Below are 25,588 nucleotides of genomic sequence, written 5' to 3' on the forward strand. Positions count from 1 at the left end.
CCGCGCCCCTCACGGGGCGCTTCCGCTGAGGGGGACGACATGAAGCAGGGCGTCGCGCACCTCGTCTGCGGGCGGCGGGCCAAGTGGCTCGTGCTGGTCTTCTGGGTGGTCGTGCTGGTCGTCGCGGCACCGCTCGCCATGAAGCTCACCGACGCGCAGGACAACGACGCCGCGTCATGGCTGCCCGGCTCCGCGGAGTCGACCCAGGTGCTGCAGATCTCCGAGGACTTCCGGCCGGAGCAGATCCCGGCGGTGGTGATCTACGCGCGGGACAGCGGCCTGACGGCGCAGGACCGGGCGCAGATCGCCGAGGACGTGCGGCAGCTGAAGCAGCTGCGCGACCACGGCATCATCGGGGAGCAGACGCGGGGGCCGGTGTTCGACCGGCAGGCCGATCCGCGCGCGGCCCAGGTCTTCGTGCCGATCATGATGGACGAGGAGGGCTGGGAACGGATCTCGCCCGCCGTGGCCTCGATCCGGGACGACGTCGGCACGGGCAGCGACGGGATGACCGTGCACATCACGGGCCCGGGCGGCACGTCCGCGGACTTCGCGAAGGCCTTCGAGGGCATCGACTCGACTCTGCTGGTCTCGGCGATGGCGGTCGTCATCGTCATGCTGCTCATCACCTACCGCAGCCTGACCCTGCTGCTGGTCCCCCTGATCGCGGTGGTCTGCGCCCTGTTCACCGCCCAGGCGCTGATCTACCTGCTGGCCGAGCACGGCGGCCTGACGGTCAACGGCCAGAGCGCCGGCATCCTCACGGTGCTGGTCTTCGGCGCGGGGACGGACTACGCCCTGCTGCTGGTGGCCCGCTACCGGGAGGAACTGCGCAGGCACGAGGACCGGCACGAGGCGATGGCCCTGGCCCTGCACCGCGCAGGCCCGGCCGTGCTCGCCTCCGGCGCGACGGTCGTGCTGAGCATGCTGGTCCTGCTGGCCGCCGAGATGAACTCCACGAGCGGACTGGGCCCCGTGGCCGCGATCGGCGTCGCCGTCGCCCTGGTGGCGATGATGAGCCTCTTCCCGGCCCTTCTGGTGATCTTCGGCCGCTGGATCTTCTGGCCCGTGGTGCCGCGTCACGGCACGCCCGACCCGACCGAGCGCGGCGTCTGGGCCCGCACGGGACGCAGTATCGCCCGCCGCCCGCGGATGATCTGGGCCGTGACGGCGCTCGCGCTGGCGGTCTGCTCGCTGGGGCTGATCCAGCTGCGCGCGGAGGGCATCGGCAACGCGGACGCGTTCACCGGCAAACCCGACTCGATCACCGGCCAGGAGGTGTCGGCGCGCTACTTCCCGGCGGGCAGCGGCGACCCGCTGGTCATCGTGAGCAACCAGGCGCAGGCCGTACAGGTGGGCCGCGCGGTCGCCGGAACCCCGGGCGTGGTCCCCCAGTCCCTCGGTCTGCCGCCCGGCACCAGACCGGCCTTCGAGGGCAGGGTCCTCTTCGAGGCCACCATGACCGCCCCGTCGGACAGCGAGGCCGCCAAGCAGACGGTCGAGCGGGTGCGGGACGCCGTGCACGCGGTGCCGGACGCCGACGCCGAGGTGGGCGGCGGTACGGCGGCCCTGCTGGACATGGACGAGGCGACCACGCACGACAACGTGCTGATCATCCCGCTGGTGCTGGTGGTCGTCCTGGTGATCCTGTGCGGCCTGCTGCGCGCCCTGATCGCCCCGCTGCTGCTGATCGGGACGGTGATCCTGTCCTTCGCGGCGGCCCTCGGCATCAGCGCGCTCGCGTTCCGGTACGTCTTCGACTACGCGGGCGAGGCGACCGACTTCCCGCTGTTCGTGTTCGTGTTCCTGGTCGCCCTGGGCATCGACTACAACATCTTCCTGACCACGCGCATCCGAGAGGAGGCGGCCCGCCAGGGCACCAGACCGGGTGTGGTCACGGGCCTGGCCGCCACCGGCGCGGTCATCACCTCCGCAGGGCTGGTCCTGGCCGGTACCTTCGCCGCCCTCGGCACCCTTCCGATGGTCGCCTTCGCCGAGATCGGCTTCACGGTCGCCCTCGGCGTCCTCATCGACACCTTCATCGTCCGCTCGGTCCTGGTGACCTCGCTGTTCCTGGACGTCGGGCCGAAGGTGTGGTGGCCGCACCGGCTGGCGCACCACGACGGCGGGGCACCGGACCGGGCGGCGGTGGCAGCGGGAGTCAGCCGGTCCGGCGAATGAGCGCCAGGTACATCGCGTCGGTCCCGTGCAGATGCGGCCACAGCTGCACGTCCGGCCCCTCGCCCAGGTCCGGTACGCCGGGCAGCAGTGGCCGGGCGTCGACGAGGTCGGTGTCCGGGTGCTGCTTGAGCACGTCGGCGACGACGGCCCGGGTCTCGGCGAGGTGCGGCGAGCAGGTCGCGTAGCCCACCACACCACCGACCCGCACCGACTCCAGGGCGGTGCGCAGCAGCCCGCGCTGCAGCGGCGCGAAGCCCTCCAGGTCCTCGGGGCGGCGCCGCCAGCGTGCCTCGGGGCGGCGGCGCAGCGCGCCGAGGCCCGTGCAGGGCACGTCGACCAGCACCCGGTCGAAACTGCCGGGCCGCCACGCCGGGCGCGTCCCGTCGGCGGCGATCACCTGGTACGGCCCGGGATTGCCGTCCAGCGCCCTGGCGACGAGGCCGGCGCGATGCGTCTGCTTCTCGGAGGCGACGAGCAGGGCGCCCCGCTCGGCGGCCAGCGCGCCGAGCAGCGCGGCCTTGCCGCCGGGCCCCGCGCACCCGTCCAGCCAGCGCCGGTCGGGTCCGTCCAGGGGCGCGTTGGCGAGGGCGATCGCGACGAGCTGGCTGCCCTCGTCCTGCACGCCCGCGCGCCCTTCCCGCACGGCCGCGATGGCGCCCGGCTCCCCGCCCTCGGTCAGCCGTACGGCGTAGGGCGACCAGCGGCCCGGCACGGCGGCGTCCTCGTCGAGCAGCTCGTCCGCGGTGGCCCGCCCGGGCCGCGCGACGAGCGTGACCTCGGGCCGCTCGTTGTCGGCGCGCAGCAGCTCCTCGACGCCGTCGCGCCCACCGCCGAGGGAGTCCCACAGCGCGGACACGACCCAGCGCGGGTGGGAGTGGACGACGGACAGGTGATCCTCGGGATCCTCGTCGTAGGGGGGCGCGACCCGCTCCAGCCAGCCGTCCAGATCGTCCTGCGCGACCTTGCGCAGCACGGCGTTGACGAACTTGGCCCGCCCGTCGCCGAGCACGACCCGCGCGAGCTCGACGGTGGCGGACACGGCCGCGTGGGTCGGGATGCGGGTGCCGAGCAGCTGGTGCGCGCCGAGGCTCAGCACGTCCAGCACCGGCGGGTCGACCTCCCCGAGCGGCCGGTCCACGCAGGACGCGAGGACCGCGTCGTACGTGCCCTGCCGCCGCAGCGTGCCGTACACCAGCTCGGTGGCGAGCGCGGCGTCCCGGGCGTCGAAGTCGTCGCCCTCCCGGGCCTTGCGCAGCAGCGGGGGCAGTACGAGGTTGGCGTAGGCGTCCCGCTCGTCCACGGCCCTCAGCGCCTCGAAGGCGAGGATGCGGACGGGGTCCTTCTTGGGCCGGCGGTAGGGCTTGCCTGACGTGCGGGCTCGACGGGGCTGTTCGCTCACGAAAAAGGTGCTCCGGGGGTGAGAAGAAGTGCGCCGTCAAGCCTACGCCGCCGGGTGCGGTCAGGAACCGGCAGCGGGGGGTCGGTCCGCGTGAGGGGCCCGGCCCGGATTCATCCTCCGAGCTGCTCGCCCTCGCCGATCCGTACCCCGCGCGCCCAGTCCGCCGCCCGCATCGGCTTCTTGCCCTGGGCCTGCACCCACAGCAGCTCGACGCCGTACGAGCCGGTGCCCGCGTACACGTTGTTCTTCCCGGCGGCGATCTGCCCCGGGGCGAGGTCCGCCCGGTCGGGCACGGGGGCGACCTGGATGAGCTTGAGCCGCTCACCGCGGAACGTGGTCCAGGCGCCGGGGGCCGGGGTGCAGCCCCGCACCATCCGGTCGACCCGCAGCGCGGGCGCGCTCCAGTCCAGGTGCGCGTCCTCGACGTTGACCTTCGGAGCGAGGCTGATCCCGTCGGCCGGCTGCGGTACGGCCTTCACCGTGCCGTCCTCGATGCCGTCCATGGTCGCCGCGAGCAGCCCGGCACCGGCGAAGGCGAGCCGTGTCAGCAGGTCCCCGCTGGTGTCGGTGGCCCGGATCTCCTCCGTCACCGTCCCGTACACCGGGCCGGAGTCCAGCCCCTCCTCGATCAGGAAGGTCGACGCCCCGGTGATCTCGTCACCGGCCATGATGGCGTGCTGCACGGGCGCGGCACCGCGCCAGGCCGGCAGCAGGGAGAAGTGCAGATTGACCCAGCCGTGGGCCGGGATGTCGAGGGCCACCCGGGGCAGCAGCGCCCCGTAGGCGACGACGGGGCAGCAGTCCGGCCCGATCTCCCGCAGCCGCTCCAGGAACTCGGGGTCCTTCGGCTTCGCGGGCTTCAGCACCTCGATCCCGGCCTCCTCCGCCCGCTCGGCGACGGGCGAGGCGACGAGCCTGCGTCCGCGGCCGGCCGGCGCGTCGGGCCGCGTGACGACGGCGGCCACCTCGTGCCGCCCGGAGGCGAGCAGAGCGTCCAGAGCGGGAACGGCGACCTCGGGTGTACCGGCGAAGACGAGCTTCATGGGGTGGTGGGGGCCTCTCGGGCGGGATCGGACGACGGGCAGCACACAAGTCTATGAGCCGGACACGGAAAGCCGCCGACGGCGGCCCACGCCCGCGGGAGCGCTCGGCCTCTCGGCCGGCAGTCACGGGCGGTGCGAGGGCCGGAGACACGGGCCGACGGCCGAAGGCCGAGGCGCACATCCCGCCCGCACAGGCGCACGCATGTACTCCCACGCCCCCACACCGTGACCCACGGAGCGAATCCGCGTTGGTCAAGACAGAGTTGACCACAACGGGCCGCGATCGCGGCCCCTTCCCTTTCAACGCCGGTTCGAGAGGCTTGTTCATGGCCGACCACGCAACCCACGACGCCCAGGCTCGGGCCAGCCTGCACTTGCTGGTGCGGGACATCGAGCGGGTCCGCCGGCAGGTGGACGCACTGCGCACCCTGACCGCCCAGTTGGGCAACGTCTACCGCCCGCGCCGCTCCGGCCCTTCCACGGGCTTCGTCGTCTACGGACGCGCTCCCGCCCCGACCGTACGTCTCGCCCAGGAGCTGCGGGACAGTGTCGAGACCCTGGTCACGGCGGCCGTGGACTTCGACCGCTCACTCGGCTTCTCCTGGGACGCGGTGGGCTCCGCGCTCGGAGTCACCAAGCAGGCGGTCCACCGTCGTTACGGGGCCCGCCGCGCCACGGCCCAGTCGGCCGCGCCCGAGCCCGAGCGCACACCGGAGCCGACGGGCGGGCGTCCGGTCGGTGTGACGACCGGCCTGCCCCCGGTTCCGACGGTCCCCGCGGCCCGTTCCATGCCGACGCAGCCCACGGCCGGCAGCCCCGCTCTCCGCGACGAGGCCAGGCCGACGGCCTTCCCGGGGCCGCGCAACGGCTGACACACGCCCCGCCCTGCCCTCTCGGTCACCTTCCGGGAGGGCGGCCGTCTGTCCGCCCGGAACCCGCCGACCACTCCGGCCGCCACCTGCAACGCCCGATCCGGCCACATGCCACACCCGGCTCCGCACCCGCAACGCCCGTCCCCGCACGCGCACCCACCCCCTGCACCGCCCGACGCCGCACCTGCCCCACCCGGCCCCGCACTGCAGCGCCGCCCGGCATCCGCGACACCGACCACTCCCCCGACCGCGGCGCCTCCTCGTGCCCGCCCCGGGCGACGCTCACCCGATGTCGGCCGGGTCGATCCGCACCCAGACCCCGGCACCGGCACCCGCCCCACTGCCGTTTCCCCTGGCCATCCGCGCGGCCTGTGCGGCTTTGAGCGCGGCGGCCAGCGCGGCGCCCCTGCCCGGCGGCACCCGCAGCAGCGCCCGCTCCCACTGCTCCCCGGGCGGCGGCGCCCCCGCCCGGCGAGGTCGCCCGGGCGCGGGGACGGGCAACGGCACCGGCCCCAGCACCTCCGCCTCGGGAGGCAGTTCGGCCGCACGGAGGAATTCGGCCACCGCATCCGGCGGACCCGACACGGCCGCCATCCGCGACACCGGCGGAAACCCCAGCTCGGACCGCTCGGCGAGCTCCCGCACCGCATGCCCCACGGGGTCCCAGCGGACGAGCGCCTGCACGGGCCGCAGCGTCGGCTCGGCCACGACCACCACCGTGCCCCCGGCCGACTGCGGCCGGACGAGGGACGCGGCCGCGATCCACCGCCGCAACGCGTCCTCCCCGGCCCGCAGGTCGGGCCGCCCGAGCATGGCCCACCCGTCGAGCAGCAGCGCCGCCGCGTATCCGCCCTCGGCGACGGGCTCGGCACCCGGGGTGCTCACGACCAGCGCGGGCGCCCCCGGCACCGTGTCGAGCACGTGTTCGCGCCCCGAGGTGCGGACCGGTACGGCGGGAAAGGCCCGGCCCAGTTCCTCGGCGGTCCGCCGGGCCCCGACGACCGAGGCGCGCAGGCGAAAAGAGCCGCAGTCGGGACAGTGCCAGCCGCTCTCCTCGCGCCCGCACCACCCGCAGTTCAGGGCGCCGCCGTCCGGCGCCTCCAGCGGCCCGGAGCAGTGCCGGCAGCGCACAGGGGCACGGCACTGGGCACACGCCATGCGCGGCACATATCCCCTGCGGGGCACCTGCACCAGCACCGGGCCGTGCCGCAGGCCCTCCCTGACGGCCTGCCAGGCGAGGGTCGGCAGCCGGGCGGCGCGGGCGGCCTCGTCCCGGGCGAGATCCTGGTCCCCGACGGTCCGCACCAGCGGGGCGGTCCCCCGCACCTGCTCCCGCCCGGCGACGAGCGGCCCGGCCCAGCCGCTCTCCACGAGCTGCGCGGCCTCCACCGTGCAGCCCCAGCTCCCCAGCAGGAAACCGCACTTGTCCTGGGCGGCCCGCAGCAGGAGCACCTCGCGGGCGTGGGGCTGCGGGGCGTGCTGCTCGCTGTGGCTGTCGTCGCCGTCGTCCCAGAGGGCGACCAGGCCGAGGTCCTGGACGGGCGCGAACATGGCGGCCCGGGTCCCGATCACGGCCCGCACGGAACCGCGCCGCACCGCGAGCCACTGCGCGTAGCGCTTCTCGGGGCCGGCGTCGGCGGTGAGCACCGCGTGCCGCCCCTTCCCCAGCAGGGAGGTCAGGGCGGCGTCGACCCGTGCGACCGCCCGTCCGTCGGGCAGGACGGCGAGCGCCCCTCGCCCGGAGGCCAGCGTCGCGGTGACGGCCCGCGCGAGCTCCTCGCTCCACTGCGGGCCGGGGAGCGCGTTCCACACGGCGCGGGGCGCTCCGCCGGACACCAGGGACTCCAGGAAGGCCGCCCCCCGCTCGTACCGCTGCCAGCTTCCCGCCTCGGGCGCCGGGGGCGGAGGCAGCGGGTCGGGTGAGGGTCGCTGCTCGGCTCGTGCGTTGCGTGGCGGGACGGCGAGTTGCAGGACGTCGGCGAGGCTGCCCGCGTACCGGTCGGCGACCGCCCGGGCGAGCCCCAGCAGTTCCTCGCTCAGCACCCGCTCGGGCGACACGACCTGGGCGAGGGCCGCCAGTGGCCCGGAGTAGTCGGACTCGGCCAGCCGCTCGACGAGGAAGCCGTCGATCAGTCCGCCGCCCTCGCGCCGCCCTTCGCGCACGCGATGCCGCCCGGCCCCGAACCGGACCCGCACCCGCACGCCCGGCTGGGCGTCCGCGTCCAGCTCCTCGGGCACGGCGTAGTCGAAGTACCGGTCGAGATGGAGCACGCCCTTGTCGACCAGGACCCGTGCGACGGGCAGCTCCGCGGCGAGCGCGGCTCCGCGCCAGGTCCGCGGCTTGGCCCGGGGCGTCTTCGCCTTGCGCACACTGTCCCGGATGAGCGCGAGCTGCTCGGGCGGCGCACCCTCCGCGCCCCCGCCCGACTGTCCGTTCTCGCTGCTCACGCTTGCATTCTTACCAAACCCCACTGACAACCGGGGGTTCCCGGGAGGGCACCCCCGGACACGGCAAAGCCCGGCCCCCTGGGGGGGCCGGGCCTCACGTCCTGGGACTTACAGCCCCGCGGCCTTGCGCAGCGCGTCCACGCGGTCCGTGCGCTCCCACGTGAAGTCGGGAAGCTCGCGGCCGAAGTGGCCGTACGCCGCGGTCTGGGAGTAGATCGGGCGGAGCAGGTCGAGGTCGCGGATGATGGCGGCCGGACGGAGGTCGAAGACCTCGTCGATCGCCTTCTCGATCTTCTCCGTGTCGATCTTGGCGGTGCCGAAGGTCTCGACGAACAGGCCCACCGGCTCGGCCTTGCCGATCGCGTACGCGACCTGGACCTCGCACCGGGTGGCCAGACCCGCGGCGACCACGTTCTTCGCGACCCAGCGCATCGCGTACGCGGCGGAGCGGTCGACCTTGGACGGGTCCTTGCCGGAGAACGCGCCACCGCCGTGACGGGCCATGCCGCCGTAGGTGTCGATGATGATCTTGCGGCCGGTCAGGCCCGCGTCACCCATCGGACCGCCGATCTCGAAGCGGCCGGTGGGGTTGACCAGGAGACGGTAGTTCTCCGTGTCGATCTTGATGCCCTCGTCGAGCAGCGCCTTCAGCTCCGGCTCGACCACGAACTCCTTGATGTCCGGAGCCAGCAGCGAGTCCAGGTCGATGTCGGAGGCGTGCTGCGAGGAGACGACGACGGTGTCCAGACGGACCGCCTTGTCGCCGTCGTACTCGATGGTGACCTGCGTCTTGCCGTCCGGGCGCAGGTAGGGGATGGTGCCGTTCTTGCGCACGTCGGACAGGCGCTTCGACAGGCGGTGGGCCAGGAAGATCGGCAGCGGCATGAGCGTCGGCGTCTCGTCCGTCGCGTAGCCGAACATCAGGCCCTGGTCGCCGGCGCCCTGCTTGTCGAGCTCGTCCTCGTCGCCCTCGACACGCTTCTCGTAGGCCGTGTCCACGCCCTGGGCGATGTCCGGGGACTGCGCGCCGATGGACACCGACACGCCGCAGGACGCGCCGTCGAAGCCCTTCTTGGAGGAGTCGTAGCCGATCTCGAGGATCTTGTTGCGGACCAGCGTCGCGATGTCCGCGTACGTCTTGGTCGTGACCTCGCCGGCCACGTGCACCAGGCCGGTCGTGATCAGGGTCTCGACGGCGACCCGGGAGGACGGGTCCTCGCGCAGGAGCGCGTCGAGAATGGTGTCGCTGATCTGGTCAGCGATCTTGTCGGGGTGACCCTCGGTCACGGACTCCGAGGTGAAAAGGCGACGGGACACAACGCTCCCTGGGGTTGCAGCGGCTGCTGGCTGATCATTGGCGGACGGCGGGGGCTGCACCCGGCGCCGTCCGTGGAACAGTTTACGGGTCACGCTTCGGCCACGGTCCCCCTGTCTCGCCACTCGGGAGTGCTGTGACCTGCGGCACGGGCATTCTGCCCAATGGCGAGTGACGTTGGCCAGAGGCGCCACGCCCGGGTCGACCCGTTTTCGAGCGGGCCCGCGGCGGTCGGACCTCAGCGCAGGCGCTCGGCCACGAGGTCCCAGACGGTCTCGGCCAGGGCTTCCTTGGGGCCGTGCGCCACGGCGGTCTCGCTGCCGTCGGCGCCGAGCACGACCGCCTCGTTCTCCTCGGAACCGAAGGTCTTGCGCTCGCCCACCTCGTTCACGACCAGCAGGTCGCAGCCCTTGCGCTTGAGCTTGGCGCGGCCGTTGGCGAGGACGTCGTCCGTCTCCGCGGCGAAGCCGACGATCACCTGTCCGGCGCGGGCCCGGTCCCCCGAGATCTCCGCGAGGATGTCCGGATTCCGCACCAGAATGATCGGCTCCGGTTCCTGGCCGTCCTTCTTCTTGATCTTCCCCGCCGCGTACGCCGCCGGACGGAAGTCCGCCACGGCGGCCGCCATCACCACGGCGTCGGCGTCGGGAGCGGCGTGCAGCACCGCCTCGCGCAGCTCCACGGCGGTGCCGACCGGCACGACGTCGACGCCGGCCGGGGCGGGCAGGGTGCTGTTGGCCGCGATCAGCGTGACGCGGGCGCCACGGGCGGCGGCGGTGCGGGCGAAGGCGTAGCCCTGCTTGCCGGAGGAGCGGTTGCCGAGGAAGCGGACGGGGTCCAGGGGCTCGCGGGTGCCACCGGCGCTGACGACCACGTGCCGGCCCGCGAGGTCGGGCTCGGTGACGCCCCGGGCCAGCACCCGGCGGCAGACCTCGAAGATCTCGCCCGGGTCGGGCAGCCGGCCCTTGCCGGTGTCGACGCCGGTGAGGCGGCCCACGGCCGGCTCGATGACGAGGGCCCCTCGGCGGCGCAGCGTCGCCACGTTCTCCTGGGTGGCCGGGTGCTCCCACATCTCCGTGTGCATGGCGGGCGCGAAGACCACCGGGCAGCGGGCGGTGAGCAGCGTGTTGGTCAGGAGGTCGTCGGCGAGGCCGTGGGCCGCCTTCGCGAGCATGTCGGCGGTGGCCGGGGCGACGACGACCAGGTCCGCGTGCTGCCCGATGCGGACGTGCGGGACCTCGTGCACGTCGTCCCACACCTCGGTGGAGACCGGGTGGCCGGAGAGCGCGGACCAGGTCGCGGCGCCGACGAAGTGCAGCGCGGAGGCGGTGGGCACCACGCGCACGTCGTGGCCCGACTCCGTCAGCCGCCGCAGCAGCTCACAGGCCTTGTACGCGGCGATGCCCCCGCTGACCCCCAGAACGACCTTCGGCTTGTCCACGTCTCTCCCCGTCTCTCCCCGGACCTCGGCAACCGGCACACCGTACGACTCCATGACACACCACAGGCCCGGCAGTCGGCCTGCCGGGCCTGTGGTCACGTCAGCGTCAAGCTGTCAATCCTGCTTACTGCGCCGGGCCCTCGACGGCCTCGGACGTCAGGAGCCCCGCGTTGATCTCGCGGAGGGCGATCGAGAGCGGCTTCTCGTGGACGTGGGTGTCGACGAGAGGACCGACGTACTCGAGGAGACCCTCGCCGAGCTGCGAGTAGTACGCGTTGATCTGGCGGGCACGCTTGGCCGCGTAGATCACCAGGCTGTACTTCGAGTCGGTGGCCTCGAGGAGCTCGTCGATCGGCGGGTTGATGATGCCCTCGGGCGCGGAGATGGAAGAGGACACGCTCTACCTTCCGATGGATGGGAAAGAATCTGTCGGGGTGATCGGCCGGCCGGAAAGGTCGGCGATGGTCACACCACGTCCATCAAGGCTAGCAGCTCGCGTGCCACGTCCTCGACGGAGGTGTTGACCAGGGTGGTGTCGAACTCCGGCTCGGCCGCGAGTTCGATCTTCGCCGCATCGAGCCGGCGCTCGATCACCTCGGGCGGTTCGGTGCCCCGCCCGGTGAGTCTGCGCACGAGCTCCTCCCAGGAGGGGGGAGCCAGGAACACCAGCTGGGCCTCGGGCATCGACTCGCGGACCAGGCGGGCGCCCTGCAGGTCGATCTCCAGGAGCACGGGCTCGCCGTTCTCCAGGCGCTCCTGCACGGCCGCACGCGGCGTGCCGTAGCGGTTGCCGGCGAACTCGGCCCACTCCAGCAGTTCCCCGTTGGCGATCAGCTTGTCCATCTCGTCGTCGGAGACGAAGAAGTAGTGGACTCCATGCTGCTCGCCGGGGCGGGGCTTGCGGGTCGTGGCCGACACGGAGAGCCAGACCTCGGGGTGTTCCTTGCGCATATGGGCGACGACCGTGCTCTTGCCGACCCCTGAGGGGCCGGAGAGCACGGTCAGCCGCGGACGTACGTCCGGGGGTACGGGGGACGTCCCCCGGGGTGTTGCAGCCATGCAGCGATTATCCAGCAATCGCGGAGTGCCCGGGACTCGCTTCCCCGGACTGCCCGGCTCAGGAGCCGGTGCTGCCGAACTCGCGCTCCAGGGAGGCGATCTGGTTGGAACCGAGGCCACGTACCCGGCGGCTCTCGGAGATACCGAGTCGCTCCATGATCTGCTTGGCGCGGACCTTGCCCACGCCGGGCAGCGACTCGAGGAGGGCGGAGACCTTCATCTTGCCGATGACGTCGTTCTCCTGGCCCTGCTTGATGACCTCGTGAAGGGAGGCGCCGGAGTGCTTGAGTCGATTCTTGACCTCGGCCCGCTCCCGGCGAGCCGCGGCGGCCTTTTCGAGCGCGGCTGCGCGCTGTTCAGGGGTAAGGGGCGGAAGAGCCACGCCTACGTCACCTCGGATGTCGAACTGTCGGATACGGACCGGTGAGGAACCTAGTCGCCCCACACCTGGGGAGCCACGAGCAACACACGCTTGCCCGTTCTCTCGTCGGAGACTAGCGGGCAAGTGCGCCGGAGTCATTGAGAACAGCGGAAAAGTCCTGGTCAGCCTTCATCTGAACAGACATTTAGGACATACTGCCCCGGATTTGAGGATGTATTCAGGCTCAAGGCCGCCCCGGACCACTCGTCGGAGCTCTCACCGGAACGTCCGGACCACCTCACGAGGGCGTCACGGCCTGACGGATCTCCTCCGCGAAGCGCTGTGCGGCGTCACGCAGAGCGACCGCGTCGGGACCGTGGCGCAGCACTCCGCGGCTGACGTTCGGCACGACGTTGCGCACCGCCGCACCGAAGACCCCGGGAAGATCGGCCGGCTCGGCGCCCTGGGCGCCGATACCGGGCGCAAGGAGCGGGCCGTTGATGTCCAGGTCGTACGTCGAGAGATCACCGAGGGTGGCGCCCACGACCGCGCCGAAGGATCCCAGAGGCTCCTCCCCCGTGTTCTCGGCGGCCAGGTGCGCGAGCATCGTCGCTCCGACGTTCCGGCCGTCGGAGCGCACGGCATGCTGGACCTCGCCGCCCTCCGGGTTGGAGGTCAGCGCCAGCACGAACAGTCCTGCGCCGCTCTCGCGGGCCAGCGCGACGGCCGGGCCGAGCGAGCCGTACCCGAGGTACGGCGAGACGGTCAGCGCGTCGGAGAACAGCGGCGCGTCCTTGTGCAGGAAGGACTCGGCGTAGGCGGCCATGGTCGAGCCGATGTCGCCGCGCTTGGCATCCATCACGACCAGGGCGCCGGCCGCCCGCGCCTCGGCGACGGACTTCTCCAGTACGGCGACACCGCGGGAGCCGAAGCGCTCGAAGAACGCGCTCTGCGGCTTGAGCACCGCGACCCGGTCGGCCACCGCCTCGACGACCGTGCGACTGAACCGCTCCAGGCCCGAAACGTCGTCGTTCAGGCCCCACGCGGCGAGCAGGGAGGCGTGCGGGTCGATGCCGACGCACAGCGGGCCGCGCTCGTCCATGGCCCGGCGCAGACGGGCGCCGAAGGGTTCGAGACCACTCATGCCGTCTTCCTCACGTCGGCGCCCACCGCGTCGGCGAGCGTGGCGTAGGGGCCGGCGGCCAGGCGAGCGGCGAGCCCCTTGTGGATCGCACGGCCCCAGAAGGGCCCCTCGTAGATGAAGGCGCTGTAGCCCTGGACCAGCGTGGCACCGGCCAGGATGCGCTGCCAGGCGTCCTCGGCGTTCTCGACGCCGCCGACGCCCACCAGGGTGATCCGGTCCCCCACGCGCGCGTAGAGGCGGCGCAGGACCTCCAGGGAGCGTTCCTTCAGGGGCGCCCCGGACAGGCCGCCGGTCTCCCCGACCAGCGAGGCGTCCGACTTCAGGCCGAGGCCCTCGCGCGCGATGGTGGTGTTCGTGGCGATGATCCCGTCCAGGCCGAGCTCCACGGCGAGGTCGGCGACGGCGTCGACGTCCTCGTCGGCGAGGTCCGGCGCGATCTTGACCAGGAGCGGCACCCGGCGGGCGGAGACCGTGCGGTCGGCGGCCTCGCGGACGGCGCTCAGCAGGGGACGCAGCGCCTCCGTCGCCTGGAGGTTGCGCAGACCCGGCGTGTTCGGCGAGGAGACGTTGACGACCAGGTAGTCGGCGTACGGGGCGAGCCGCTCGGCGGACTTCACGTAGTCCGCCACGGCCTCCTCCTCGGGGACGACCTTGGTCTTGCCGATGTTGACGCCGACGACCGGCTTGAAGACGGGCGTCCGGGCGGCCAGGCGGGCGGCGACGCGGAGCGAGCCGTCGTTGTTGAAGCCCATGCGGTTGATCAGCGCCCGGTCCTGGACCAGGCGGAACAGCCGCTGCTTGGGGTTGCCGGGCTGCGGTTCGCCGGTCACCGTGCCGATCTCGACGTGGTCGAAGCCGAGCATCGCCATGCCGTCGATGCCGACGGCGTTCTTGTCGAAGCCGGCCGCGAGCCCGAAGGGGCCGTGCATCCGCAGGCCGAGGGCCTCGGTGCGCAGCTCCTTGTACCGGGGCGCGAGGGCCGCCGCGAGGAAGGTGCGCAGCACGGGCACGCGGGCGGCCAGGCGGATCCAGCGGAAGGCCATGTGGTGGGCCTGCTCCGGGTCCAGCCTCTTGAAGAAGAGACGGAAGAAGATCTTGTACATGGTGTCCTCACGAGGACTCGGCGTCCTCACGAAGAGGGGGACACCGTTTCCGGTGTCCCCCTCGGGGCTGCTAGTCGCGGGCCGCGGTCAGGTGTTCCGCGTGTTCCTGGAGCGATCGGACGCTCACGTCGCCGCGGTTGAGGGCGTCGATGCCCTGGACCGCCGCCGCGAGGGCCTGGACCGTCGTCAGGCAGGGCACGGAGCGCGCCACGGCCGCCGTACGGATGTCGTAGCCGTCGAGGCGGCCGCCCGTGCCGTACGGGGTGTTGACGATGAGGTCGACCTCGCCGTCGTGGATGAGCTGGACGATGGTCTTCTCGCCGTTCGGGCCGGTCCCCTCGGACTGCTTGCGCACGATGGTGGCGTTGATGCCGTTGCGCTTGAGGACCTCCGCCGTGCCGGACGTGGCGAGCAGCTCGAAGCCGTGCGCGACCAGCTCGCGGGCCGGGAAGATCATCGAGCGCTTGTCGCGGTTGGCGACCGAGATGAACGCGCGGCCCTTGGTGGGCAGCGGGCCGTAGGCACCGGCCTGCGACTTGGCGTACGCCGTGCCGAAGACCGAGTCGATGCCCATGACCTCGCCGGTGGAGCGCATCTCCGGGCCGAGGACCGTGTCGACGCCGCGGCCGTGGATGTCGCGGAAGCGCGACCACGGCATGACGGCCTCCTTGACGGAGATCGGCGCGTCGAACGGCAGCTCGCCGCCGTCGCCGGTGGCCGGGAGCAGGCCCTCGGCGCGCAGCTCGGCGATGGTGGCGCCGAGCGAGATGCGCGCGGCGGCCTTGGCCAGCGGCACCGCCGTCGCCTTCGAGGTGAAGGGGACGGTCCGGGACGCGCGCGGGTTGGCCTCCAGGACGTAGAGGATGTCCCCCGCGAGCGCGAACTGGATGTTGATCAGGCCGCGGACCCCGACGCCCTTCGCGATGCCCTCCGTGGAGGCGCGCAGGCGCTTGATGTCGAAGCCGCCCAGCGTGATCGGGGGCAGGGCGCACGCCGAGTCGCCGGAGTGGATGCCGGCCTCCTCGATGTGCTCCATGACGCCGCCGAGGTAGAGCTCCTCGCCGTCGTAGAGGGCGTCGACGTCGATCTCGATCGCGTCGTCGAGGAACCGGTCGACGAGGACCGGCCGCGAGGGGCTGATCTCGGTCGACTCGGCGATGTACGCCTCCAGGCGCGTCTCGTCGTAGACGATCTCCATGCCGCGGCCGCCGAGCACGTACGAGGGGCGGACCAGGACCGGGTAGCCGATCTCGTCGGCGATGGTCTTGGCCTCGGCGAAGGTGGTGGCGGTGCCGTGCTTGGGGGCCGGGAGGCCGGCCTCCGCCAGGACCCGGCCGAAGGCGCCCCGGTCCTCGGCGGCGTGGATGGCCTCCGGGGAGGTGCCGACGATCGGCACGCCGTTGTCCTTGAGCGCCTGCGACAGGCCCAGCGGGGTCTGCCCGCCGAGCTGCACGACGACGCCCGCGACCGGTCCGGCCTGCTGCTCGGCGTGCACGATCTCCAGCACGTCTTCCAGCGTCAGCGGCTCGAAGTACAGGCGGTCGGAGGTGTCGTAGTCCGTGGAGACGGTCTCGGGGTTGCAGTTGACCATGACCGTCTCGTAGCCCGCGTCGCTGAGCGCGAAGGAGGCGTGGACGCAGGAGTAGTCGAACTCGATGCCCTGGCCGATGCGGTTCGGGCCGGAGCCCAGGATGATGACGGCCGGCTTCTCGCGGGAGGCGACCTCCGTCTCCTCGTCGTAGGAGGAGTAGAAGTACGGCGTCTTCGCGGCGAACTCGGCGGCGCAGGTGTCGACCGTCTTGTAGACCGGGCGGATGCCGAGGGCGTGCCGGACCTCGCGGACGACGTCCTCGCGCAGGCCTCGGATGTCGCCGATCTGCGCGTCGGAGAAGCCGTGCCGCTTGGCCTCGGCGAACAGGTCGGTGGTCAGCTCGGGCGCCTCGGCCAGCTCGTCGGCGATCTCCTTGATCAGGAAGAGCTGGTCGACGAACCACGGGTCGATCTTCGTGTAGTCGAAGACCTCCTCGGGCGTGGCGCCGGCGCGGATGGCCTGCATGACGGTGTTGATGCGGCCGTCGGTGGGGCGGACGGCCTGCTCCAGGAGCTGGGCCTTGTCACCGGGATCACCGACGAAGGTGAACTGGCTGCCCTTCTTCTCCAGCGAGCGCAGCGCCTTCTGGAAGGCCTCGGTGAAGTTGCGGCCGATGGCCATGGCCTCGCCGACCGACTTCATGGTGGTGGTCAGCGTGCTGTCGGCGCTCGGGAACTTCTCGAAGGCGAAGCGCGGGGCCTTCACGACCACGTAGTCGAGCGTGGGCTCGAAGGAGGCCGGGGTCTCCTGCGTGATGTCGTTGGGGATCTCGTCGAGGGTGTAGCCGACGGCGAGCTTGGCGGCGATCTTGGCGATCGGGAAGCCGGTCGCCTTGGAGGCGAGGGCCGAGGAGCGGGAGACGCGCGGGTTCATCTCGATGACGATGACCCGGCCGTCCTCGGGGTTGACCGCGAACTGGATGTTGCAGCCGCCGGTGTCGACGCCGACCTCACGGATCACGGCGATGCCGATGTCGCGCAGGGTCTGGTACTCGCGGTCGGTGAGCGTCATCGCCGGGGCGACGGTGATCGAGTCGCCGGTGTGCACGCCCATGGGGTCGAAGTTCTCGATGGAGCAGACGACCACGACGTTGTCGTGCTTGTCGCGCATCAGCTCCAGCTCGTACTCCTTCCAGCCGAGGATGGACTCCTCCAGGAGCACCTCGGTGGTCGGGGAGAGCGTGAGGCCCTGGCCGGCGATGCGGCGCAGCTCCTCCTCGTCGTGGGCGAAGCCGGAGCCGGCGCCGCCCATGGTGAAGGAGGGGCGGACCACGACGGGGTAACCACCGAGGGTCTCGACACCCTGGAGCACGTCGTCCATGGAGTGGCAGATCACCGAGCGGGCGGACTCGCCGTGGCCGATCTTGCCGCGGACGGCCTCGACGACCTCCTTGAAGAGGTCGCGGTCCTCGCCCTTGTTGATGGCTTCGACGTTGGCGCCGATCAGCTCGACGCCGTACTTGTCTAGCGTCCCGGCCTCGTGCAGCGAGATCGCGGTGTTGAGGGCCGTCTGGCCGCCCAGGGTGGGCAGCAGCGCGTCGGGGCGCTCCTTGGCGATGATCTTCTCGACGAACTCGGGGGTGATCGGCTCGACGTAGGTGGCGTCGGCGATCTCCGGGTCGGTCATGATCGTCGCCGGGTTGGAGTTCACCAGGACGACCCGGAGGCCCTCGGCGCGCAGGATGCGGCACGCCTGGGTGCCGGAGTAGTCGAACTCGGCGGCCTGGCCGATGACGATCGGGCCGGAGCCGATGACCAGGACGGACTGGATATCGGTGCGCTTAGGCACGCTGGCCCTCCATCAGGGATACGAAGCGGTCGAACAGGTAGGCGGCGTCGTGCGGGCCGGCTGCCGCTTCGGGGTGGTACTGGACGCTGAAAGCGGGGCGGTCGAGGAGCTGGAGCCCCTCCACCACGTTGTCGTTCAGACAGACGTGGGACACCTCGGCGCGGCCGAACGGGGTCTCGGAGACCTTCTCGAGCGGGGCGTCGACGGCGAAGCCGTGGTTGTGCGCGGTGACCTCGACCTTGCCGGTCGTGCGGTCCTGCACCGGCTGGTTGATGCCCCGGTGGCCGTACTTCAGCTTGAAGGTGCCGAAGCCGAGCGCACGGCCGAGGATCTGGTTGCCGAAGCAGATGCCGAACAGCGGGGTGCCGCGCTCCAGGACGCCCTGCATCACGGAGACGGGGTGGTCGGCGGTGGCCGGGTCGCCCGGGCCGTTGGAGAAGAACACGCCGTCCGGGTCGACCGCGTAGATGTCCTCGACGGTGGCGGTCGCCGGGAGCACGTGCACCTCGATGCCGCGCTCGGCCATGCGGTGCGGGGTCATCCCCTTGATGCCGAGGTCGACGGCGGCGACGGTGAACTTCTTCTCGCCGATGGCCGGGACGACGTACGGCTCGGTGGTGGCGACCTCGGCGGAGAGGTTCGCGCCCTTCATCTGCGGGGCTTCCTGGACGCGGGCCAGCAGCGCGGCGTCGTCCCGGACGGCGTCGCCGCTGAAGATGCCGACGCGCATGGCGCCGCGCTCGCGCAGGTGGCGGGTGAGCGCCCGGGTGTCGATGCCGCTGATGCCGACGACGCCCTGGGCGTCCAGCTCCTCGTCCAGCGTGCGCCGGGAGCGCCAGTTGGACGGCACGCGCGCGGGGTCGCGCACGACGTAGCCGGAGACCCAGATCTTTCTGGACTCCATGTCCTCGTCGTTGACTCCCGTGTTGCCGACGTGCGGGGCGGTCATGACGACCACCTGGCGGTGGTAGGAGGGGTCGGTGAGGGTTTCCTGGTAGCCGGTCATGCCGGTGGAGAACACCGCTTCGCCGAAGGTCTCCCCCACGGCCCCGTAGGCGCGGCCGCGGAAGACCCGGCCGTCCTCCAGGACGAGTACGGCGGGAGTTTTGGCGGCTCCCCTGGTGGAGGTGGTCATCGTTCGGCGCCTTCCCTGGTGTTCGTTTCGATCATGGAGTTGAGGTTCTGGACCCACTCGTGGTGCTCGGCCGCGTGGTCGGAGCGGAACCCGGAGTCGATCAGCCGGTCGCCGTGCTCCCAGGTGACGACGAGCAGGCCGCCCTCGGTGAGCGCCTTGCCGGCGATGCCCTTGTCGAGCCGGGCCTCGCGCAGCGCCGCGGCCGGGACGAAGAAGTCCTTTGCGCCGGGGCGTACGACGTCGAGGCCGGCGTCCGTGAGGGTCAGCTCGGCTCGGCTGCGGGTGCCCAGGCCGTGCGCGACGATGCGGTCGAGCCACTGCCCGGCGGTGGTGGAGCCGTGGTAGCGGCCGCTCATGCTGAGCTTGGCGGGGCCCGGGTCGTCCGGTGCGGTGGGCAGCTCGGGCAGGTCGCCCTGGAGGGTGCCGCGCCACTTCCAGCCCTCGCGCATCAGCCAGTAGACGAGCGCGACGAACAGGGCGAGGCCGACGACCCAGCCGATGCGGGCGGCCCAGTCGGTCACTTGCGCCGATTCCTTCTCGGCGGCCAGCAGGAGTACAGGTGTCACGTGAGCTTCCCGTCGACGAGCGTGGCCTTGCCCCGCAGCCACGTGTGCGTCACACGGCCCGGCAGCTCACGCCCCTCGTAGGGGGTGTTGCGGCTGCGCGAGGCGAAGCCCGCGGGTTCCACGAGCCCACGGTATGCCGTGTCGACCAGGGTGAGGTTGGCGGGCTCACCTGCCGAGACGGGACGGCCGTGGCCCGTGGCCTGTCCGATCTGCGCGGGCTTGACGGACATCCGGTCGGCGACGCCGGCCCAGTCCAGCAGACCCGTGTCGACCATCGTCTCCTGCACCACCGACAGCGCGGTCTCCAGGCCGACCATGCCCATTGCGGCCGCGGCCCACTCGCAGTCCTTGTCCTCGTGCGGGTGCGGGGCGTGGTCGGTGGCGACGATGTCGATCGTGCCGTCGGCGAGCGCCTCGCGCAGGGCCAGCACGTCGCGCTCGGTGCGCAGCGGCGGGTTGACCTTGTAGACGGGGTTGTAGGTGCGCACCAGCTCGTCCGTGAGGAGGAGGTGGTGGGGGGTGACCTCGGCGGTGACCTGGATGCCGCGGGACTTGGCCCAGCGGACGATCTCGACGGAGCCGGCCGTCGACAGGTGGCAGATGTGGACGCGGGAGCCGACGTGGTCGGCGAGCAGGACATCCCGGGCGATGATCGATTCTTCGGCCACCGCGGGCCAGCCGCCGAGGCCCAGCTCGGCGGAGACGACACCCTCGTTCATCTCGGCGCCCTCGGTCAGCCGCGGCTCCTGCGCGTGCTGGGCGACGACTCCGCCGAAGGCCTTCACGTACTCCAGGGCCCGGCGCATGATCACGGCGTCGTGGACGCACTTGCCGTCGTCGGAGAAGACGGTGACGCCGGCGGCGGACTCGTGCATGGCGCCCAGCTCGGCGAGCTTGCGGCCCTCCAGGCCGACGGTGACCGCGCCGATGGGCTGGACGTCGCAGTAGCCGTGCTCCTTGCCGAGCCGCCAGACCTGCTCGACGACACCGGCGGTGTCGGCGACCGGGAAGGTGTTGGCCATGGCGAAGACGGTGGTGAAGCCGCCGGAGGCGGCGGCGCGCGTGCCGGTGAGGACGGTCTCGGAGTCCTCGCGGCCGGGCTCGCGCAGATGGGTGTGCAGGTCGACCAGGCCCGGCAGCAGCACCTTGCCGTCGGCCTCGACGACCTCCGCGCCGTCGGCGCTGAGACCGTCACCCACCTCGGCGATGGTCCCGCCGTCGATCAGGACGTCCTGCGGCTGGCCGCCGAGCACCTTCGCACCACGGATCAGGATCTTGCTCATCTGTCTTACTTCTCCTCGGTGCGGGGGTGGGTGACGGCGGGTTCGTTCCCACCGAGCAGCAGGTACAGGACGGCCATCCGGATGGACACTCCGTTTGCGACCTGCTCGACGACGGTGCAGCGGTCGGAGTCGGCGACCTCGGCGGTGATCTCCATGCCGCGGACCATCGGGCCGGGGTGCATCACGATGGCGTGCTCGGGCATCCGCGCCATGCGGTCGCCGTCGAGGCCGTAGCGCCGGGAGTACTCGCGCTCGGTGGGGAAGAACGCGGCGTTCATGCGCTCACGCTGGACGCGCAGCATCATCACCGCGTCGGACTTGGGCAGCGTGCTGTCGAGGTCGTAGGAGACCTCGCAGGGCCAGGTCTCGATGCCGACCGGCAGCAGGGTGGGCGGGGCGACGAGGGTGACCTCGGCGCCGAGGGTGTGCAGCAGGTCGACGTTGGAGCGGGCGACCCGGCTGTGCAGGACGTCCCCGACGAGCGTGATGCGCTTGCCGTCGAGGTCGCGGCCGAGTCCGGCGTCCGGGCCGATCAGGCGGCGGCGCATGGTGAAGGCGTCCAGCAGGGCCTGGGTGGGGTGCTGGTGGGTGCCGTCACCGGCGTTGACCACGGCGGCGTCGATCCAGCCGGAGTTGGCGAGGCGGTACGGGGCTCCGGAGGCCCCGTGCCGGATGACGACGGCGTCGACGCCCATCGCCTCCAGGGTCTGGGCGGTGTCCTTCAGGGACTCGCCCTTGGAGACGCTGGAGCCCTTGGCGGTGAAGTTGATGACGTCCGCGGACAGCCGCTTCTCGGCGGCCTCGAAGGAGATCCGGGTCCGGGTGGAGTCCTCGAAGAAGAGGTTGACGATCGTGCGGCCGCGCAGGGTCGGCAGCTTCTTGATCGGCCGGTCGGCGACCCGGGCCATCTCCTCCGCGGTGTCGAGGATCAGGACGGCGTCGTCGCGGGTGAGGTCGGCGGCCGAGATGAGATGACGCTGCATCTGTCAGGCTCCGTAAGGCAGTTGATTCGGGAGAATCGGGGCAGACGGGCGCGCGAGGGCGCGCACTGAGCGGGCGTACGACGGCGGCGTACGCCTGGAGCGCTACTGAGAGGTCGGCTTGGCACCGAGCAGCACGGTGTCGCGACCGTCCTCCTCTGCGAGCTGGACCTTGACCGTCTCCCGCAACGACGTGGGGAGGTTCTTGCCGACGTAGTCGGCGCGGATGGGCAGTTCGCGGTGACCGCGGTCGACGAGGACGGCGAGCTGCACCGCGCGCGGGCGCCCGAGGTCGTTCAGGGCGTCGAGGGCGGCGCGGATGGTGCGGCCGGAGAACAGCACGTCGTCGACGAGGACGACGAGCTTGCCGTCGAGGCCGTCACCGGGGATCTCGGTGCGGGCAAGCGCCCGCGGCGGGTGCATGCGCAGGTCGTCGCGGTACATGGTGATGTCGAGCGAGCCGCACGGAACCTTGCGCTCGGTGATCTGCTCGAGCTTGTCGGCGATGCGCCGGGCGAGGAAGACGCCCCGGGTCGGAATGCCGAGGAGCACCACGTCGTCGGCGCCCTTGGCGCGTTCGACGATCTCGTGGGCGATGCGGGTCAGTACCCGCGCGATGTCGGGCCCTTCGAGAACGGGCCGGGCATCGGACTGCGTGTCGCGCGTGTCGTGCGTGTCCATACGAAACGGACCTCCTTCTCCGCCTCACGGGACGGACCTTAAAGGACGTCGAGATTGCGCCATACACGGTAGCAGGTCCCGGTGATCGCCCGTACGGCCCCCCTGGATCACCCATTCGGCGCAACGGAACGCCGATACCACGGAAGAGTCGGTGCGGACCATTCGGCTTGACGCGGCAGTGTAACGCTGCGTAACCTCACAGTGAGTTACCAGCCGCGCGGCCTGGCACCCACGCCAGACGCGTCGACACAGTGCCGGGGAGCTATATGTCCAGCGAATACGCCAAACAGCTCGGGGCCAAGCTCCGGGCGATCCGCACCCAGCAGGGCCTTTCCCTCCACGGTGTCGAGGAGAAGTCCCAGGGACGCTGGAAGGCGGTCGTGGTCGGTTCGTACGAGCGCGGCGACCGTGCCGTGACCGTACAGCGCCTTGCCGAGCTGGCGGATTTCTACGGCGTTCCGGTGCAGGAACTGCTTCCGGGCACGACCCCGGGCGGGGCCGCCGAGCCGCCGCCGAAGCTGGTCCTGGACCTGGAGCGGCTGGCCACGGTGCCGGCCGAGAAGGCGGGTCCCCTCCAGCGCTACGCGGCCACGATCCAGTCGCAGCGCGGTGACTACAACGGCAAGGTGCTGTCGATCCGCCAGGACGACCTGCGCACACTCGCCGTCATCTACGACCAGTCGCCGTCGGTCCTGACCGAGCAGCTGATCAGCTGGGGTGTCCTGGACGCGGACGCGCGCCGCGCGGTGGCGTCCCACGAGGACGCCTGACCGCTCCGCGGGGCCGGAAGAGGGGTCCAGCAGAAACGTGCCGCCGGGGTGGCCGAAACCGTATGGTTCTCGGCCGCCCCGGCGGCGTTGTGAGGCGCTGCGGATGCTCGGCAGTGCCCGGGGGCTCATGGAGACGCACGGAACGCCGGAGGGCCCGCAGCGGTGACGCTGCGGGCCCTCCGGCATGTGGTCCGTCTCAGACCTCGTCGCGGCGGAGCGAGGGCTTGAGCTCCTTGAGCCGGCCGAGCAGCCCGTTCACGAACGAGGGCGACTCGTCCGTGGAGAACTCCTTCGCCAGCTGCACCATCTCGTCGAGGACGACGGCGTCCGGCGTCGCGTCGACCCAGATCAGCTCGTAGGCGCCGAGCCGCAGGATGTTGCGGTCGACGACGGGCATCCGGTCGAGGGTCCAGCCGACGGAGTACTGAGCGATCAGCTCGTCGATGCGCTTCGCGTGCTTCGCGTAGCCCTCGACCAGCTCCATCGTGTACTCGCTGACCGGCGGCTGCCGGGTGTCCGCCCGGGACAGCCGGACCCAGTCCGCGAGGACGGTCAGCACCTCGGCGCCGCGCTGGTCCCCCTCGAAGAGGATCTGGAAGGCGCGCTTACGGGCCGTGTTGCGGGCAGCCACGGTTAGCTGTTCACCCGGCCGAGGTAGTCGCTGGTGCGGGTGTCGACCTTGATCTTCTCACCGGTGGTGATGAAGAGCGGCACGTTGATCTGGTGGCCGGTCTCCAGGGTGGCGGGCTTGGTGCCACCGGTGGAGCGGTCGCCCTGGACGCCCGGCTCGGTCTCCTGGATGACGAGCTCGACGGCGGCGGGCAGCTCCACGAAGAGCACCTCGCCCTCGTGCTGCGCGACGGTGGCGGTGAAGCCCTCGATCAGGAAGTTCGCGGCGTCGCCGACGGCCTTCCTGTCGACGTGCAGCTGGTCGTAGGTCTCCATGTCCATGAAGACGAAGTACTCGCCGTCCATGTAGGAGAACTGCATGTCGCGCTTGTCGACGGTGGCCGTTTCGACCTTGACGCCGGCGTTGAAGGTCTTGTCGACGACCTTGCCGGAGAGCACGTTCTTGAGCTTGGTGCGCACGAAGGCCGGGCCCTTGCCGGGCTTGACGTGCTGGAACTCGACGACGGACCAGAGCTGGCCGCCTTCGAGCTTGAGCACCATGCCGTTCTTGAGGTCGTTCGTGGAAGCCACGGTTGCGGAATCTCCTGGACTGACGTACGACCCCGGGGCACGCACCTGCCTGGCTACAGGGCGAGCAGCTCCTTGGTCGTGATGGTGAGTAGCTCGGGTCCGCCGTCCGCCTCGGGGCGGACGACGAGCGTGTCATCGATCCGGACACCGCCCCGGCCCGGGAGGTGGACCCCCGGTTCGACGGTGACTGGCACGCAAGCGTCCAGTTTACCCATGGCCGCGGGACTCAATTGAGGGTCCTCGTCGATTTCGAGCCCTACACCGTGTCCGGTCAGGACCGTGAGGCCCTCCGTGTACCCCGCGGAGTCCAGGACCTGGCGGGCGGCACGGTCGACGTCCCGGCAGGCGGCGCCGGGTACCAGGCTCTCACGCCCGGCCCGCTGGGCGGCGAAGACCAGGTCGTACAACTCGATCTGCCAGTCCGCGGGGGCCGTGCCGATGACGAAGGTGCGGCCGATCTCGCAGCGGTAGCCGCGGTACGTCGCGCCGAGGCAGACGGAGAGGAAGTCGCCCTCCTCGACGCGGCGGTCGGTGGGCCGGTGCCCGGGCCGGCCTGAGTTCGGTCCGGTGGCCACGGATGTCGGGAAGGCCGGCCCGTCCGCCCCGTGGTCCACGAGTCGTCGCTCGAGTTCCAGGGCGAGGTGGCGCTCGGTGCGGCCTACGAGGATCGACTCCAGCAGCTCGCCCAGGGCCTGGTCGGCGATCTCGGCGCCGATGCGCAGGCAGGAGATCTCCTCCTCGTCCTTGACGACCCTGAGCTGTTCGACCGCGCTGCCGAGGCCCGCCAGGCGCAGCCCGGGGGCGACCGAGCCGAGGGCGCGGTGCCGGGCCACGGTGAGGTGGTGCTCCTCCACCGCGAGGGAGTCGGCGTCCTGGTCCATGGCGAGGCGGGCCGCCGCGACGGCCGGGTCACCGCCGCCGACTCCGGGCAGGGTGTGGACGCGCAGGGCCTCGTCCGGGCGCTCCTGCGGAGGGCGGTCGGCTGTCGGCCCGGCGGAGACGAGGAGGTCCTGCTCCCCTGTCCTGCCCAGCAGCAGAACGGCGCCCTGCGGGGCGGCACCCGCGAGATAACGCACGTTGGCGGGGCGGGAGACCAGCGCCGCCGCGCTGCCGCCCGCGTTGCAGTATTCCCTCAGACGCGTCCGGCGGGCCGCGTACACCTCTGACATGACCCGAGCGTATGAGCTCCGCCGGGTTGGCGCCGGTTGAGGGCGTCTGAGTGGGCGGT

22 protein-coding genes are annotated in these 25,588 nt (G+C 71.8%); 3 read left to right on the forward strand and 19 right to left on the reverse strand.

Annotated features, from left to right (window positions below):
- Positions 1 to 39 precede the first annotated feature (39 nt).
- A complete protein-coding gene (locus ACFCXS_RS21790) occupies positions 40 to 2,181 on the forward strand; it encodes an MMPL family transporter (RefSeq protein WP_376645015.1) in 2,142 nt (713 codons plus the stop codon).
- Here the strand turns inward: ACFCXS_RS21790 and ACFCXS_RS21795 are convergent.
- Complete coding sequence (locus ACFCXS_RS21795; RefSeq protein ID WP_376645016.1) at positions 2,162 to 3,580, reverse strand: RsmB/NOP family class I SAM-dependent RNA methyltransferase; 1,419 nt, start codon at positions 3,578 to 3,580, stop codon at positions 2,162 to 2,164. The genes ACFCXS_RS21790 and ACFCXS_RS21795 overlap by 20 nt on opposite strands.
- Before the next feature lie 110 nt (positions 3,581 to 3,690).
- Entirely contained in the window at positions 3,691 to 4,623 is a 933-nt protein-coding gene (fmt, locus tag ACFCXS_RS21800; RefSeq protein ID WP_376645017.1) for a methionyl-tRNA formyltransferase, read from the reverse strand.
- Between the two features lie 326 nt (positions 4,624 to 4,949).
- Between fmt and ACFCXS_RS21805 the strand changes: the two genes are divergently transcribed.
- Complete coding sequence (locus tag ACFCXS_RS21805; protein WP_376645018.1) at positions 4,950 to 5,495, forward strand: hypothetical protein; 546 nt, start codon at positions 4,950 to 4,952, stop codon at positions 5,493 to 5,495.
- A gap of 282 nt (positions 5,496 to 5,777) precedes the next feature.
- On the opposite strand, the gene ACFCXS_RS21810 is transcribed toward ACFCXS_RS21805, so the two are convergent.
- From ACFCXS_RS21810 to pyrR, 14 genes are all read right to left on the reverse strand, one after another.
- Positions 5,778 to 7,943 carry a primosomal protein N' gene (locus ACFCXS_RS21810; RefSeq protein WP_376645019.1) on the reverse strand — a complete coding sequence of 722 codons (2,166 nt, stop codon included), beginning with the start codon at positions 7,941 to 7,943 and terminating at the stop codon, positions 5,778 to 5,780.
- A 108-nt stretch (positions 7,944 to 8,051) separates the two neighbouring features.
- Positions 8,052 to 9,260, reverse strand: a complete 1,209-nt coding sequence (gene metK / locus ACFCXS_RS21815) for a methionine adenosyltransferase (protein ID WP_362240195.1) — start codon at positions 9,258 to 9,260, stop codon at positions 8,052 to 8,054.
- Between the two features lie 236 nt (positions 9,261 to 9,496).
- Entirely contained in the window at positions 9,497 to 10,699 is a 1,203-nt protein-coding gene (gene coaBC, locus ACFCXS_RS21820) for a bifunctional phosphopantothenoylcysteine decarboxylase/phosphopantothenate--cysteine ligase CoaBC (protein WP_376645020.1), read from the reverse strand.
- 124 nt (positions 10,700 to 10,823) lie between these two features.
- Positions 10,824 to 11,096, reverse strand: a complete 273-nt coding sequence (gene rpoZ / locus ACFCXS_RS21825; RefSeq protein ID WP_003988945.1) for a DNA-directed RNA polymerase subunit omega — start codon at positions 11,094 to 11,096, stop codon at positions 10,824 to 10,826.
- A gap of 68 nt (positions 11,097 to 11,164) precedes the next feature.
- Positions 11,165 to 11,758, reverse strand: coding sequence for a guanylate kinase (gmk, locus tag ACFCXS_RS21830; RefSeq protein WP_051814725.1), 594 nt, complete (start codon positions 11,756 to 11,758; stop codon positions 11,165 to 11,167).
- 58 nt (positions 11,759 to 11,816) lie between these two features.
- The gene (locus ACFCXS_RS21835; protein ID WP_003977346.1) at positions 11,817 to 12,140 is read right to left on the reverse strand and encodes an integration host factor; all 324 of its coding nucleotides are present in this window, start codon (positions 12,138 to 12,140) and stop codon (positions 11,817 to 11,819) included.
- A 277-nt stretch (positions 12,141 to 12,417) separates the two neighbouring features.
- Positions 12,418 to 13,263 carry an orotidine-5'-phosphate decarboxylase gene (gene pyrF, locus ACFCXS_RS21840; protein WP_376645021.1) on the reverse strand — a complete coding sequence of 282 codons (846 nt, stop codon included), beginning with the start codon at positions 13,261 to 13,263 and terminating at the stop codon, positions 12,418 to 12,420.
- Positions 13,260 to 14,366 carry a quinone-dependent dihydroorotate dehydrogenase gene (locus tag ACFCXS_RS21845; protein WP_376645022.1) on the reverse strand — a complete coding sequence of 369 codons (1,107 nt, stop codon included), beginning with the start codon at positions 14,364 to 14,366 and terminating at the stop codon, positions 13,260 to 13,262. Before ACFCXS_RS21845 ends, pyrF begins: the two co-directional genes overlap by 4 nt.
- A 70-nt stretch (positions 14,367 to 14,436) precedes the next feature.
- A complete protein-coding gene (gene carB, locus ACFCXS_RS21850) occupies positions 14,437 to 17,745 on the reverse strand; it encodes a carbamoyl-phosphate synthase large subunit (protein ID WP_376645023.1) in 3,309 nt (1,102 codons plus the stop codon).
- On the reverse strand, positions 17,738 to 18,880 hold the full coding sequence (gene carA, locus ACFCXS_RS21855) for a glutamine-hydrolyzing carbamoyl-phosphate synthase small subunit (protein ID WP_376645024.1): 1,143 nt from the start codon (positions 18,878 to 18,880) through the stop codon (positions 17,738 to 17,740). Before carA ends, carB begins: the two co-directional genes overlap by 8 nt.
- The gene (locus ACFCXS_RS21860; protein ID WP_376645025.1) at positions 18,877 to 19,446 is read right to left on the reverse strand and encodes a hypothetical protein; all 570 of its coding nucleotides are present in this window, start codon (positions 19,444 to 19,446) and stop codon (positions 18,877 to 18,879) included. The genes carA and ACFCXS_RS21860 overlap by 4 nt, the downstream gene beginning before the upstream one ends.
- A complete protein-coding gene (locus tag ACFCXS_RS21865; RefSeq protein WP_376645026.1) occupies positions 19,443 to 20,729 on the reverse strand; it encodes a dihydroorotase in 1,287 nt (428 codons plus the stop codon). Before ACFCXS_RS21865 ends, ACFCXS_RS21860 begins: the two co-directional genes overlap by 4 nt.
- 5 nt (positions 20,730 to 20,734) lie before the next feature.
- Complete coding sequence (locus ACFCXS_RS21870) at positions 20,735 to 21,712, reverse strand: aspartate carbamoyltransferase catalytic subunit (protein ID WP_344454650.1); 978 nt, start codon at positions 21,710 to 21,712, stop codon at positions 20,735 to 20,737.
- Between the two features lie 102 nt (positions 21,713 to 21,814).
- Positions 21,815 to 22,390: a bifunctional pyr operon transcriptional regulator/uracil phosphoribosyltransferase PyrR gene (gene pyrR / locus ACFCXS_RS21875; RefSeq protein WP_362240217.1), complete on the reverse strand. Its 576-nt coding sequence runs from the start codon at positions 22,388 to 22,390 to the stop codon at positions 21,815 to 21,817.
- A gap of 266 nt (positions 22,391 to 22,656) precedes the next feature.
- Between pyrR and bldD the strand changes: the two genes are divergently transcribed.
- Positions 22,657 to 23,160: a transcriptional regulator BldD gene (bldD, locus tag ACFCXS_RS21880; RefSeq protein ID WP_006131213.1), complete on the forward strand. Its 504-nt coding sequence runs from the start codon at positions 22,657 to 22,659 to the stop codon at positions 23,158 to 23,160.
- 196 nt (positions 23,161 to 23,356) lie between these two features.
- Here bldD and nusB read toward each other — a convergent pair whose 3' ends face one another.
- From nusB to ACFCXS_RS21895, 3 genes are read right to left on the reverse strand one after another with little or no spacing between them, the layout of a single operon-like run.
- Positions 23,357 to 23,791: a transcription antitermination factor NusB gene (gene nusB, locus ACFCXS_RS21885; RefSeq protein ID WP_344454648.1), complete on the reverse strand. Its 435-nt coding sequence runs from the start codon at positions 23,789 to 23,791 to the stop codon at positions 23,357 to 23,359.
- A gap of 2 nt (positions 23,792 to 23,793) precedes the next feature.
- The gene (gene efp / locus ACFCXS_RS21890; protein ID WP_095933031.1) at positions 23,794 to 24,360 is read right to left on the reverse strand and encodes an elongation factor P; all 567 of its coding nucleotides are present in this window, start codon (positions 24,358 to 24,360) and stop codon (positions 23,794 to 23,796) included.
- 53 nt (positions 24,361 to 24,413) lie between these two features.
- Complete coding sequence (locus tag ACFCXS_RS21895; protein WP_376645027.1) at positions 24,414 to 25,529, reverse strand: aminopeptidase P family protein; 1,116 nt, start codon at positions 25,527 to 25,529, stop codon at positions 24,414 to 24,416.
- Positions 25,530 to 25,588 lie beyond the last annotated feature (59 nt).

This window comes from Streptomyces sp. NPDC056373 (assembly GCF_042262425.1).
GTDB lineage: Bacteria > Actinomycetota > Actinomycetes > Streptomycetales > Streptomycetaceae > Streptomyces.